The sequence below is a fragment of the Mesorhizobium sp. M0408 genome (assembly GCF_040321495.1).
In the GTDB taxonomy this organism is placed as follows: domain Bacteria; phylum Pseudomonadota; class Alphaproteobacteria; order Rhizobiales; family Rhizobiaceae; genus Mesorhizobium.
In genome coordinates, this window is the sequence record NZ_JAMYRO010000025.1 from 83,324 (window position 1) to 96,796 (window position 13,473).

The window sequence follows — 13,473 nt, forward strand, 5'->3', positions numbered from 1 at the left end:
CATGTCCATGGTGAATGGTGAATGGTGAATGGTGAATGGTAGTGAGAGCACCCTCTTCACTATTCACTATTCACTATTCACTATTCACCCATTCACGCGCCTTGCATCGCTGACGCTCGAATTGTCCTTTAGCTGCGACAGCAGCCGGTTCAAGTGCTTGAGGTCCCACACTTCGAGATCGATCAGCATTTCGGTGAAATCGGGCGCGGTGCGCACCATCGACAGAGTGTGGATATTGGCGTCGTTGGATGCGACGACCTGTGCAATGTCGGCCAGCGAGCCCGGCGCGTTGATGGCGGTGACCGAGACGCGCGCCGGGAACCGCTCCTTGGTGCGCTCGTCAATATCCCAGCGCACGTCGATCCAGCGCTCGGGCTGGTCGTCAAAGGCCTGCAGCGCCGGCGACTGGATCGGATAGATGGTGATACCGGTTCCCGGCTGCACGATGCCGACGATGCGATCGCCTGGCACTGCCCCTTCCGGCGCGAAGCGCACCGGCAGATCGCCGCGCACACCGCGGATCGGCACCGCGTCGTCGCGCGGCTGGTTCTTGTCCTTGCGTGCGGCGCGGCCCGGAATCTGGAACAGCATGCCGGCGGCGTTGCGGATCTTCGACCAGCCCTCCTCGCGCTGCTTGGGCGCGACCAGCGTGACACGCTCGTCCTTGTAGTCGGGAAACACCGCCTTCATGACATCGGTGGAGGCAAGTTCGCCTCGGCCGACCGCGGCCAGCACATCCTCGATGTCCTTGCGCGCCAGCCGGTGCAGCACCGGCTTCAGGCTTTCCTTGGTGAAGGTCTTGCCGGAGCGTTCGAAGGCGCGCTCCAGAATGCGGATACCGAGACCTGAATATTGCTTGCGAATGGCGTTCTTGGTGGCGCGGCGGATGGCCGAGCGTGCCTTGCCGGTAACGACCACCGATTCCCACGCCGCCGGCGGGACCTGCGCCTTCGAGCGGATGATCTCGACCTCGTCGCCGTTCTTCAGCTCCGTCATCAGCGGCATGATGCGGCCATTGACCTTGGCGCCGACGCAAGTGTCGCCGACGTCGGTGTGGACGGCATAGGCAAAGTCGATCGGCGTGGCGCCGCGCGGCAGCGCGATCAGCATGCCCTTCGGCGTGAAGCAGAATACCTGGTCCTGAAACAGTTCCAGCTTGGTGTTTTCGAGGAAGTCCTCGGGATTGTCGCCTTCGGCAAGCTGCTCGATGGTGCGCCGCAGCCAGGCATAGGCATTGGTTTCCTTCGAGATCGCATGGGCGGCACCATTCATCTTGCCACCGGTATCCTTATAGATCGAATGAGCCGCGACGCCGTATTCGGCGATCTTGTTCATTTGATAGGTGCGGATCTGCAATTCGACGCGCTGGCGCGACGGGCCGACGATGGTAGTGTGGATCGAGCGGTAGTCGTTCTGCTTCGGCGTCGAGATGTAATCCTTGAAGCGGCCGGGCACCATCGACCAGGTGGTGTGGATGGCGCCGAGCGCGCGGTAACAGTCCTCGACCGTCTCGACAACGACGCGGAAGCCGAAAATGTCGGACAGCTGCTCGAACGACAGCGCCTTGGCCTCCATCTTGCGGAATACCGACCACGGCTTCTTCTGCCGGCTCTTGACCTCGGCCTTGATCGAATATTTGTCGAACAGCGTGGAGAGCGCCTTCTCGATCTCCGACAGCACGCCCTTGTTGCGCTCGAAGATTTCGGCCAGCCGTGCGGTGACGGCGCGGTAGGCTTCCGGATTGATGAAGCGGAAGGCAATCTCCTCCAGCTCCTCGCGCATGCCTTGCATACCCATGCGGCCGGCCAGCGGCGCGTAGATGTCCATCGTCTCTTCGGCGATGCGCAGGCGCTTGGCTTCCGGCACATGGTCGAGCGTGCGCATATTGTGCAGGCGGTCGGCGAGCTTGACCAGAAGCACGCGCACGTCTTCCGAGATCGCCAGCAACAGCTTGCGCAGGTTCTCCGCCTGCTCGGCCTTCTTCGAGACGAGGTCGAGCTTCTTCAGCTTGGTCAGGCCCTCGACCAGCTTGCCCATTTCCGGGCCGAACAATTCGTCGATCTCGGCCCTGGTCGCCGTGGTGTCCTCGATCGTGTCGTGCAGCAAGGCAACGGCGATCGTCGCCTCGTCCATGTGCATTTCGGTGAGGATGGCGGCGACTTCGAGCGGATGCGAGAAATACGGGTCGCCGGAGGCGCGTTTCTGGTGGCCATGCTTCTGCATGGCGTAAACATAGGCCTTGTTGAGCAGCGCCTCGTTGACGTCAGGCTTGTAGCGCTGCACGCGCTCGACAAGCTCATACTGACGCATCATGGCCGGGATCTCGCAATGCTGAAATGAATCATGCGCCGCACTGGCGTACGGCGCATGTCATAGATAGCCACGAAACTGCCGACGCGAAAGTGTCGGCAGTTGTCGCTAAGATCAATAATCGTCGCTTTTTTCCGGCGGCACCAGGCCTTCGATGCCGGCCAACAGGTCTTCTTCGGTCATGCGATCGAAGGTGACGTTGTCCTCGGCGTCGTCGGCATCGGTGGCTGCAACGGCGCTGCCGGTCTGGTCGGCAATCGCCTCGCCATCGGCTTCCGGCTCATCGACCTCGACATGCTTCTGCAGCGAATGGATGAGATCTTCCTTGAGGTCGTCCGGCGACAGCGTCTCTTCGGCGATTTCGCGGAGCGCAACGACCGGGTTCTTGTCGTTGTCGCGCGGTACGGTGATCTGCGCGCCCTGGCTGATCTGACGGGCGCGGTGGCCGGCCAAGAGCACCAGCTCGAAGCGGTTGTCGACCTTGTCGATGCAATCTTCAACGGTTACGCGGGCCATGAGTTGCCCCTTTCATGCCTGGATTTGATGGAAAACAGGCGCGGTCCATAACCTGAACGCTGCCAAAATACAAGCTTTTATGGCGGTGCGCAGCTCTGACGCGGGCCGCCTGCGACGACACAGCGCCGATCACAATTGCTTGCGGTGCGGCATGGTGCCTTGGATTGCCGTAAAACTGGCGTTATCTCGAACGATGAAGGCCAACAGGTCTATTATCAGACCGGCCGATAGTCGCCACGCATTTAGACGACCGCTTATTTCGAAAAAGGACATTTTCCATGTTCGATCCTCGTGAAAAAATCGCTCTCTTTATCGACGGTGCCAATCTCTACGCCACCTCGCGCGCGCTGGGCTTTGACATCGATTACCGCAAACTTCTGGCGAGCTTCCAGAAACGCGGCTATCTGCTGCGCGCTTATTACTACACCGCGCTGGTCGAGGATCAGGAATACTCCTCGATACGGCCGCTGATCGACTGGCTCGACTATAACGGCTTCAAGGTGGTGACCAAACCGGCCAAGGAATTCACCGACTCGACCGGCCGGCGCAAGATTAAGGGCAATATGGATATCGAGCTGACCGTCGATGCGCTCGAGCTTGCCGATGTCGTCGACCATTATGTCATCTTTTCGGGCGACGGCGATTTCCGCACGCTGGTCGAGGCGCTGCAGCGGCGCGGGCGCAAGGTGTCGATCGTCTCGACCATGGCTTCGCAGCCGCCGATGATCTCCGACGATCTGCGCCGCCAGGCCGACCATTTCATCGACTTGATGACGCTTAAGAATGAAGTCGGCCGCGATCCGTCGGAGCGGCCGGTGCGCCGGCCCGAACCGGCCGAAGTCGACGAGGAAGACTATTGACGGTCGTTGCCTTGACCGCGCCCCTGGTCGTCTCCCCCGAACCCGATCGCGATTGCCCGCTCTGCCCGCGGTTGCACGACTTCATCGCCGAGTGGCGACGGCGCGAGCCGTCCTGGTTCAACGCGCCGGTGCCGACCTTTTTGCCGCCGGAAGGCGAGGATGCAGTGCGTCTGCTGATCGTCGGGCTGGCGCCTGGACTGCGCGGGGCGAACCGGACGGGGCGCCCCTTCACCGGCGATTTTGCCGGCGACCTGCTCTACAACACGCTGATCGCGCACGGCTTTGCGCGCGGCGAATTCAAAGCGCGACCGGATGACGGGCTGGAGCTTGTCGGTACGGCGATTACCAATGCGGTGCGCTGCGTGCCGCCGGACAACAAGCCGGTTGGCGCCGAGATAGCGACCTGCCGGACGTTCCTGGTGCCGACGATCGCGCGATTTCCAAATCTGCGCGCTGTGCTGGCGCTTGGCTCGATCGCGCACCAGTCGACCGTGCGGGCGCTCGGCCAGCGCGTTGCCGCCTATCCGTTCCGGCATGGTGGGCAGCAGCAGGCCAATGGCATCACGCTGTTTTCCAGCTATCATTGCTCGCGCTACAACACCAATACCGGCGTGTTGACGGAAGCGATGTTCGTCAACGTCTTCAGTCAGATAGAAGCTTTTCTGAAGACATAGAATCGGACGACGCCCGCCAGGGCACGAGCCCTAGATTCGGGCGATCGCGAACAACCAGGCCAGGAGATCCAGCGACCACAGAAACAGTGCAAGCTGCAGCGCGACGCGCAGGCGTTGGATGATCCGCCAATTGCTGGCCATGTCGGATTTGATGCGCAGCGCAAGCGCTCGGTGCATCCCGTCCAGGGTTGCGGGAGGGTGCTGATCAACGAAGTCCTGGAGCAGCTTCTCTGGATCGAAACGGAACGTATAGTTATAATACGGCCACACCATAATCGCGACCAGCAGCCCGATAAGAAAAAGCAATGTCAGCGCCAGCCAGTCCCAAGGCCCCACGCCATCCAGGAGCGCCCTGCCTCCGAGGAGAGAACTCGCGAACGCGGTTGCGAAGATCAGATTGCCGGCGCGCGTATTGAGACTTTCAACCACGCCCTGCTGGTGCTGGAGGCCACGCACCGCCTCCGCATAGACAAATGCCAGGCGGGGGTCGCCGCCGTCCGTCGCAGCAGGCGGGGCGTTGCTGTCATTGGTTGATGAAGGGCGCTCCGGCATCAAATGTACTTAGCACGGCGCCGCCTGCGATCTGAATAGCCACAAGGGAACGCTTCGTCGCTCTGTCTTCGTGCCATCGAGGGTGTTTTGGTGGACAGGAATAGCATCAATCCGACGCTGTCGCTTCAGGCGCTGCGGCAAACAATGCGGCCAGCGTCGCAGGTCCGCCCTGGAGAACATTCAGGTCGACGTCGCCGCTGATGCCGTCGACGCGGCCCCGGTTGTGGTACTGCCAGTAGATCCAGTCGTCATGGCCCGGCCGCAGCGCCAGCGAACGCAGCCAGCGCGGGCGGCCGGCTAGCTGCCCGGCATAGGCTTGTGCCGCCTCGTCGGTCACATAGAGGATCGCCGTCTTGCCGAACGCCGCCTCGACCGGGCTGAGGAAGGCGGAAAGCTCGGCGTTCAGCTGTTCGGGGGTTGGCCGCTGCGGGCAATTGCCGCCGAACTCGATGTCTACCACCGGCGGCAGCAAAGGCTGATCGCGCGGCACCGCCGAGATGAAGTTGCGTGCCTGATCGGCACCCGGCCTGCAGAAGGTGAAGAAATGATAGGCACCGACGGCAAGACCGGCGGCGCGGGCCGCGCGCAAATTGGCGGCGAAGGCATCGTCGACATGATCGCCGCCTTCCGTCGCCTTGATCACGGCGAAGGCGACATCGTCGGCGGCAACACGCCGCCAGTCGATCTGCAGCTGATGATGGGAGACGTCGATGCCCCTGACCGGATATTTGCCGCGGTCCGGAGAAAACGTCTGGAAGTAGGTATAGCCGCCGGCCAGAACGAGGCCCGCCACGAGCAGACCGGCCGCGCCCCATAAGACGATCCGGTTTTTCAAACGAGACCTATCCGTTTTGGTCCGCCCTGCCCGCCGCTATGGCTCCGGGCGTTGGTCGCTCGAAAAGCCAAATCGCTGGCTTTTCGTCCGCTTCGCGGATCGCTCCTCACCCTCGCTCCTTCAGCAGCCGGCCCTTCTCGCGCGACCAGTCGCGCTGCTTTTCGGTCTCGCGCTTGTCGTGCAGCTTCTTGCCGCGGCCAACGGCGAGCAGCAGCTTGGCACGGCCTTGGTCGTTGAAGTAGATCTTCAGCGGCACCAGCGTCATGCCTTCGCGGTCGACGCTTTGCGCCAGCTTGGCCATCTCGCGCTTGTTGAGCAGCAGTTTGCGGCGGCGGCGCGGCTCATGGTTGAAGCGGTTGGCCTGCAGATACTCCGGCAAATAGGAGTTGATCAGCCAGATCTCGCCGCCCTCGACCGAGGCGTAGCTGTCCTGGATGTTGGCCTGGCCCTGGCGCAGCGATTTCACTTCCGTACCGGTCAGCACCAGGCCGGCCTCGATCGTGTCGAGCACCTCATAGGAAAACCGCGCCTTGCGGTTTTCCGCAACGGTCTTGTTGTTGGGATCGGCTTTTCTGACGTGATTCATGATGCGGAGAGGTGGCGCCTCATCCCTAGTTTATCAAGCCGGCGTGCTTCATCGCCGCGTCGATCTTCTCGGCGGTCGACGGCTCGATCGTCATTAGCGGCGAGCGCAGCACGTTCTCGACCTTGCCCAGTTTCGACAGCGCATATTTCGCGCCGGAAACGCCGGGCTCCATGAAAATCGCCTTGTGCAGCGGCAACAGACGGTCCTGCAGGTCGAGCGCCTTGGCGCAGTCACCGGAAAGCGTTGCCTCCTGGAATTCAGCGCAAAGCCTGGGTGCGACATTTGCCGTCACCGAAATACAGCCGACGCCGCCATGCGCGTTGAAGCCGAGCGCCGAGGCGTCTTCGCCGGAGAGCTGGATGAAATCCTTGCCACAGGTGGCGCGCTGCTCCGAAACCCGCTCGACCTTGCCGGTGGCATCCTTGACGCCGACGATGTTCTTGAAGTCATGCACCAACTGGCCCATCGTCTCGGGGCTCATGTCGACCACCGAGCGCGGCGGAATGTTGTAGATGATGATCGGCAGGCCGGTTGCCTTGGCGACGGCGGCGAAATGCGCATAGAGGCCGCGCTGTGTCGGTCTGTTGTAATAGGGCGTGACGACAAGGGCCGCGTCGGCGCCCGCCTTCTCGGCATACTGGACTAGGCCGACCGCCTCTTCGGTGTTGTTGGAGCCGGCGCCGGCGACGACCGGAACCCGGCCCTTGGCGACCTCGATGCAAACCTTGACGACTTGGCGGTGCTCGTCATGCGACAGCGTCGGCGACTCGCCGGTGGTGCCGACCGGGACCACGCCCGTCGTGCCTTCGGCGATCTGCCAGGCGATGAACGCGCGAAAGGCTTTCTCGTCGAAACGGCCGCTCTTTTCGAACGGTGTGACGAGCGCGGTCAGCGAGCCTCTTAGCATGTCGTCCAACTCCTTGGGACTAGCGCATGACCCCGAAAATCGCAGTCGATTTCGGAAAGGGTTATGCGCCAAATTTAAATTGCTACATCGTCCTTTGCGCGTCTGAGAAGACGCGCGGCGCTGTAGGTGTTTGTCGTGCGCGCCTTCTAGCCGAAAGCGAAGCGGCGCACCATAGTCTCGACATTGTTGCGCGGCAAGCATTGCGCCAGCAATTGCAATTCGAACGACCTCGATAAGGTTTTCTTTACGGGCCCTTCATCACAGACGAATAGGCTGCAGTTCATCTGTGCCAGTGATAGCATCGAAGAATAGGAAATGACCAAATCCATGCCGACCAGGCGGCCCCATCTTTTCGCGCTTCTCGGCGCGATCGTTGTGCTGGTCCCCGGCGCGGCGATCGGCGGCAGCGTCGATGGGCAGGTCACGTCGGCGATCCCGATGACGGAGCCGCAGAACGATGCACTGCAGCAGTCCCCTTCGCCATCCGCCAGCGTCGCGGTGCTGAAGAGCGGTCTCGATGCGCTGGCGGCAAACGACATTCAGCGCGCGCGCCAGGTGCGTGAAGCGCTGCCGGCCAAATCGCTCGATCGGCACATCCTTGCCTGGGCGATTGCGCTCTATGGCGGCGACCAGGTGCCGAGCGGTGACATCGCCGATGCCGCGAAGATGCTGCCGAACTGGCCGGGCACGATCGCCTTGCGCAAGAACAGCGAGCGCGCGCTCTATCGCGAGAACCCCGCGCCACAGGTCGTGGTGCGGGCGTTCGACGGCAGCCAGCCGCTGACCTTCGAGGGCGTGGTGATCCTTGCGCGCTCCTATGTAGCGCTAGGCAATACCAAGGCGGCGCGCTCGGTGCTGTCGCCATTCTGGCGCACCGAAAAGCTCGAAGCCGGGGACGAGGCGGCGGTCATCCGCGAGTTCGGCGCGCTGATCCCGGCCGCCGACCATCGCTTCCGCATGGAGCGCATGTTTTATGCCGACCGGGTCGCTTCGGCGCTGCGCGTCGCCGGTCTCGCCGGCGCCCAGCAATTGGCCGACGCCTGGGCGGCGGTCAGCAAGGGCGACAAGAACGCGGCCAAGCTGCTGAAGGCGGTGCCGGCAGCGCAGCGGGCGGCCGGCTATCTCTTTGCCGAAGCCGAATATCTGCGCAAGCAACAGAAATTTTCCGACGCGGCCGCGCTGGTGATGAAGGCGCCGGGCGATCGTGACGCTCTGGTCGATGCGGACGCCTGGTGGGTCGAACGCCGGGTGCTGTCGCGCGAGCTGGTCGACCAGGGCGACATGAAGACCGCCTACAGAATAGTCGCCGCGCATGCCGCCGAAAGTCCCGCCAATGCCGCCGAGGCGGAATTCCATGCAGGCTGGTACGCGTTGCGCGGCCTCAACGACCCGAGCACCGCCGCCAAGCATTTTGCGCAAATCGCGGAGCTCGCCCAAGGGCCGATGTCGCTGTCGCGCGCCTATTACTGGCTCGGCCGTGCCGCCGAAGTCGGCGGGCCCGGCAATGCCAAGGATTTTTTCAGCCGTGCCGCCAGCTACGGCACGACCTTTTACGGCCAGCTCGCCGGCGAGCGTGTCGGCCGGAAGACCCTCAATATCGTCTACCCCCAGCCAAGTGCCGCCGACCGCCGGAATTTTGCCACCCGCGAGGCGGTCAGCGCCATCGAGCGGCTGCAGCAGGCAGGCTATGACCGCTATGCCGAAACCCTCTACCGCGACCTTGCCGGGCAGCTGAACAGCCCCGGCGAACTGGCGCTGCTTGCGGTGTTGGCGGAAAGACAAGGCAACCATTTCATGGCGCTGAAGGTCGGCAAGATCGCCGGCGCCCGCGGCATCGACGTAGGCGCGCTGTCGCATCCGCTCGGCGTCATTCCCGACACCGCCAACGTCTCCGGCTCGGGCAAGGCGCTGGCCTATGCGATTGCCCGGCAGGAAAGCGAGTTCAACATCGGCGCCGTCTCCAGCGCCGGCGCGCGCGGACTGCTGCAGCTGATGCCAGGCACGGCCAAGCAATTGGCGAAGAAGGCCGGCATGACCTTCTCGCAGGCGCGGCTGACCACCGATGCCGGCTACAATGCAACGCTGGGCGCCGCCTTTCTGGGCGAGCAGCTCGGCCGTTTCGACGGCTCCTACGTGCTGACCTTCGCCGGCTACAATGCCGGCCCCACCCGCGCCGCCCAGTGGGTGGCGAAATACGGCGATCCGCGCGGCAAGGACATCGATGCCATCGTCGACTGGATCGAGCGGATTCCCTATACGGAAACAAGAAGTTACGTCCAGCGCGTGATGGAGAACTACGAGGTCTACAAGATGCGTATCTCCGGCAAATACGACATTGTCGGGGATCTGGTGAACGGCCGGGGTTAGCCTTTCCTTCTCCCCCTGTGGGAGAAGGTGGCCGAGCGAAGCTCGGTCGGATGAGGGGTGCTCCAGCTTGGTTCCGACAGCGCTCCGTCCACCCCCCCAACCGTCTCGGCGCTAACGCGCCGATCCACCTTCTCCCACAAGGAGAGAAGGAAGAGCCCCCGATTTGACCGCCCCTGCCCTCGCCTGTAGCAGTCGCAAACGATCTGACAGCAGCACGGAATCGAGTGTACATGCCAAACGACGAAGGCTTCTCCGATTTCTTCTACGCCGCGCCGGACGGGCTGTCCCTGCACGCCCGCATCTACGGCGAAGCGAATTCCGGCCATTGGCCGGTCGTTTGCCTGCCCGGCCTGACCCGCAATTGCCGTGATTTCCACGAATTGGCGCTTTATCTGTCGACGCAGGCGAAGCGCAGGGTTGTCGCCTTCGATTATCGCGGGCGCGGGCAGTCCGCCTACGATGCCGATATCGGCCATTACAATATCGGCATCGAAGCCGGCGATATTCTCGCCGGGTTGGCAGCACTTGGCATCGAGGAGGCAGCCTTCATTGGGACGTCGCGCGGCGGACTGATCATCCATGTGCTCGGGGCGATGCGGCCGGCCGTGCTGAAGGCCATCGTCTTCAACGACATCGGCCCGGTGATCGAGTCGCAAGGTCTCGCCCGTATCCGCTCCTATCTCGACCTCGCGCCAAGGCCGAAGACGTACGCGGAGGTGGTCTGCGGCCTGCGCAGCACCCATAGCGGGGATTTTTCGGCGCTGACCGATGCGGATTGGGAGCGGATGGCGTCAGCCCTCTACCGCGAGACCGAGGAAGGGTTCTTGCCCGATTTCGATCCGAAACTGGTCGAGACGCTGGCGAGGCTCGATCCCAGCCGGCCGCTGCCCGATCTTTGGCCACAGTTCGACGCGCTGGTGGCCATCCCGATGCTCGTCATACGCGGCGCCAATTCGATGCTGCTGTCCGCCGAAACGCTCGAGCAGATGCGGACGCGCCATACCTATATCGAGACGATCACCGCCGACGGCCAGGGGCATGCACCGTTTTTGGAGTCCGGGATCCTGCCGGGCAGGATCGCTGGTTTTTTCGATCGAGCGGAGCGGCGGGGTGGTTAGAAGTAAAACTCAAGATCAAATAACCACCTTGAAAGCTTTACACGGACCCTATTTAGCGGTGACAGATTGTCGAAGTCGGTGCCCACGTTTCTTCCCTTCTCCCCCTGTGGGAGAAGGTGGATTGGCGCGTAGCGCCAAGACGGTTGAGGGGTGTTGGAAGAAATGAGGCGTTGGCGTTCCCTGGAACACCCCTCATCCGACCGAGCTGCGCTCGGCCACCTTCTCCCACAAGGGGAGAAGGGAGAGCCGTACGCGACCCAGATGGGCGACACTACCGGGATTTTGCTCTTTTCACCACGGTTTTCGGAGACTTTTCGCTCTTAGCCGGCTTATTCTTCTGCTCATCCATCGCTGAATGAGCAGACAAAGCGCTTGCGCCGCCACTGTCCGCGCCACTGCACCGCGGCGTCTCCAGCACGGTGACGCAGCCGTCGAGGTCGTTGGTGGCCAGATGGGCGTAGCGCATGGTCATCGACAGCGTCTGGTGACCGAGCCACATCTGCACACGCCTGATGTCGATGCCGCCCTGGACGAGACGCGAGGCACAAGTATGACGCAATATATGCGGCACGACCTGATCGTCGGCGCCAAGCCCGACCTCGGCCTTGGCATCGTTCCAGATGGCACGAAACTGCGCCTGGCTGAGCTTGGTGAACGGGCCTTTGGGCCGGCGGCCCTCGGTGGCCGGCAGCTTGATCACCTCTTTTACCCGCTCGGTCATCGGAATGGTGCGGCTGCGGCCGGACTTGGTGATCCAGAAACTGACGCGATGCTCCTGGATATCGTTCCAGATCAAACCCAGCGCTTCGCCGAGGCGGCAGCCGGTGTCGACGAGAAAGACGGAAAGCCGATAAGCGTCCTCGCTGCGGCTTTTGATGGCGGCGAACAACCGGGCCTCCTCGTCCCTTTCGAGGAAACGAATCCGTCCCGCCCGCTCCTTCTGGCGGCGGAACTCAGGCAGGCTGTGGATATCTCCCATCTTGTGAGCCTTGCGCAGCAGTTTGCTGAGGGCAGCCATCTTCCGGTTGATGGTTGCGTTGCTGTTGCCGCGCTGGCGCAAGGTGCCGATAAGATTGTCGAGGGTGCTTTGGTCAAAGGCGCTGAAACGCTCCCCAAGGAGGATCTCGTCTATTTCGCCGATGAAGGAGCTGACATTGTATTTATGCCGCCCGTCATCCCAAAGTATGTCCCGGTATGCTGAAAAAAGTTCTCCGATCCTGTGCGACTTTACTTCTCGTATCTTGTTGTAACTGTATTTTATCTTTGCAGTTTGAGAAGAAAACATCGAAAAATGATCAGAGGTTCCTCCCTCTTGAATCGCATCGTTCGTCATTATTCGCCACACCCCCGAGTGGATAGGCCTAGACCTACCTGCTTGGCGGTGCCCTTTCAAGAGTTTTAAGCGTTGCGGCCGATTTCATCCACCAGCGGCGGATCCCAACGACATCGTTCCACAACCCTGTTCAGCTACCGAACCCCCTTTTCCTTCTGTTTGCGACCAGTCGCGAAAACAAAACAGCCCGGGCGTTAAAGCGCCCGGGCTGGATTTCACTTGCCTTAAGTCCAGCCCTTAGAACGAGCGCTGGAAGCGGAGGAAGCCGCCAACGGCGTCTTTCTTGTTACCCGGGATGCCGGTCCAGTTGTATTCGTAGGGGCCCAGAACGCCGATGAGGCCGCCGTAGTTCTTCGTATCATGGTCATTGTGAGCATAGTCCACTTCGGCCGTGATCGTGAAGCCGGGAACGATGTCGTAGGCGATATTGGCCGCGACGCCAGCTTCCTTGGCTTCGTCATACGACGCCTGCAGGTTGAACGAGGTCTTCTCGTTGATGGTGTAGGTGCCACCACCCCAGACTGCCCAGTTGCCGCCCCACTGCTTGTAGAAGTTGCGCGGAGCGTTGTCGTCAGAGCCGTAGCCGGCCATCAGGAACAGCGACAGGTTCTGCATCGGGGTCACGTCGAGGCGAACCTTGGCAGACCATTCTTCCAGGCTGCTGTCATAGGCAGCAACACCGGAGATTGAGCCCCAGCCCTGCGTGTATTTGAGACCGCCAACTACATACGGAACAAAGCTATCGACCGAGTCGTGACCGAAATTGAAGGCAGTATTGTCGTCGTTAATCCAAAAACCTTCACCGGTTTCCAATGAAGCCACGGCTGAGAAGCCGTTGCCTGCATCGAAATAATACTGGACGACATTGGTGTCGAAGCCGCCATACGGAACGATCGTATCCTGGATGACGTTGCCGGCGTAGCCGGTGAACGTGTTGAAGGCTGTTTCGTCCTTACCGACGCGGAGACCGCCAAGCTGGATCCAGGCGAAGTTCAGCGAAACGCCTCTGCTGCCGAACTGAGAGCCGTCGACGCCCAGCCCGAGGTCGTGATAACCGGTTCCCCAGTTGAACCGGGTCTCGGTGTAGGTCTTCAAGGTGCCCATCTCGGTTTCCTGGCCGGTGTAGGTCCTCAGCGTGAAGCGGGCCTGCTTGTAGTAGCCGTCATTTTCGTTGATTTCGCCGTCCAGAAGATCCTTGCTGTCAAGGTATCGCGCGCCGTCGAACGAGCCAGCCTGGCCGACGCCGATGTCGTAGCGGACATAACCGCCGATGCGCAGGCAGATTTCGGTGCCGGGGATGTAGTAGTAGCCAGCGCCGTAGACGTCGCAAATCTTGACGTATTCAGCGGGTTCCGGCTCGGCGACGACGACGGCGTCGGCGGCGCGCGCACCGGAAACTGCGATCAGTGCCGCAG

General features: G+C 61.9%; 12 protein-coding genes. 4 read left to right on the plus strand and 8 right to left on the minus strand.

Annotation, left to right across the window (positions count from 1 at the left end; translation table 11 throughout):
* Positions 1-84: 84 nt before the first annotated feature.
* Together NKI67_RS25425 and rpoZ are read right to left on the minus strand one after the other, a co-directional pair.
* Entirely contained in the window at positions 85-2,313 is a 2,229-nt protein-coding gene (locus NKI67_RS25425) for a RelA/SpoT family protein (protein WP_023677772.1), read from the minus strand.
* Positions 2,314-2,424: 111 nt separating this feature from the next.
* Positions 2,425-2,826 (minus strand): DNA-directed RNA polymerase subunit omega, encoded by a 402-nt coding sequence (gene rpoZ, locus NKI67_RS25430; RefSeq protein WP_023677773.1) that lies wholly within the window; start codon positions 2,824-2,826, stop codon positions 2,425-2,427.
* A 278-nt stretch (positions 2,827-3,104) separates the two neighbouring features.
* On the opposite strand from rpoZ, the gene NKI67_RS25435 reads away from it, so the two are divergent.
* The gene (locus tag NKI67_RS25435; protein WP_023677774.1) at positions 3,105-3,686 is read left to right on the plus strand and encodes a LabA-like NYN domain-containing protein; all 582 of its coding nucleotides are present in this window, start codon (positions 3,105-3,107) and stop codon (positions 3,684-3,686) included.
* A complete protein-coding gene (locus NKI67_RS25440) occupies positions 3,683-4,360 on the plus strand; it encodes a uracil-DNA glycosylase (protein ID WP_245274739.1) in 678 nt (225 codons plus the stop codon). The genes NKI67_RS25435 and NKI67_RS25440 overlap by 4 nt, the downstream gene beginning before the upstream one ends.
* A gap of 30 nt (positions 4,361-4,390) precedes the next feature.
* Here NKI67_RS25440 and NKI67_RS25445 read toward each other — a convergent pair whose 3' ends face one another.
* The 4 genes from NKI67_RS25445 to dapA form a co-directional block, all read right to left on the minus strand.
* Entirely contained in the window at positions 4,391-4,912 is a 522-nt protein-coding gene (locus NKI67_RS25445) for a hypothetical protein (protein WP_031212018.1), read from the minus strand.
* Between the two features lie 106 nt (positions 4,913-5,018).
* Positions 5,019-5,747, minus strand: coding sequence for a GH25 family lysozyme (locus NKI67_RS25450; RefSeq protein ID WP_023677777.1), 729 nt, complete (start codon positions 5,745-5,747; stop codon positions 5,019-5,021).
* 106 nt (positions 5,748-5,853) lie between these two features.
* The gene (smpB, locus tag NKI67_RS25455; protein ID WP_023677778.1) at positions 5,854-6,333 is read right to left on the minus strand and encodes an SsrA-binding protein SmpB; all 480 of its coding nucleotides are present in this window, start codon (positions 6,331-6,333) and stop codon (positions 5,854-5,856) included.
* Positions 6,334-6,358: 25 nt separating this feature from the next.
* Positions 6,359-7,240: a 4-hydroxy-tetrahydrodipicolinate synthase gene (gene dapA, locus NKI67_RS25460; RefSeq protein WP_023677779.1), complete on the minus strand. Its 882-nt coding sequence runs from the start codon at positions 7,238-7,240 to the stop codon at positions 6,359-6,361.
* 327 nt (positions 7,241-7,567) lie between these two features.
* Between dapA and NKI67_RS25465 the strand changes: the two genes are divergently transcribed.
* Together NKI67_RS25465 and NKI67_RS25470 are read left to right on the plus strand one after the other, a co-directional pair.
* Positions 7,568-9,607 (plus strand): lytic transglycosylase domain-containing protein, encoded by a 2,040-nt coding sequence (locus NKI67_RS25465; protein ID WP_023677781.1) that lies wholly within the window; start codon positions 7,568-7,570, stop codon positions 9,605-9,607.
* Between the two features lie 230 nt (positions 9,608-9,837).
* On the plus strand, positions 9,838-10,725 hold the full coding sequence (locus NKI67_RS25470; RefSeq protein WP_352647486.1) for an alpha/beta fold hydrolase: 888 nt from the start codon (positions 9,838-9,840) through the stop codon (positions 10,723-10,725).
* Positions 10,726-10,996: 271 nt separating this feature from the next.
* Here NKI67_RS25470 and NKI67_RS25475 read toward each other — a convergent pair whose 3' ends face one another.
* On the minus strand, positions 10,997-12,058 hold the full coding sequence (locus NKI67_RS25475) for a tyrosine-type recombinase/integrase (protein ID WP_023677783.1): 1,062 nt from the start codon (positions 12,056-12,058) through the stop codon (positions 10,997-10,999).
* A 237-nt stretch (positions 12,059-12,295) separates the two neighbouring features.
* On the minus strand, positions 12,296-13,473 hold a 1,178-nt coding region (locus tag NKI67_RS25480; protein WP_352647489.1), incomplete at its 5' end, for a porin.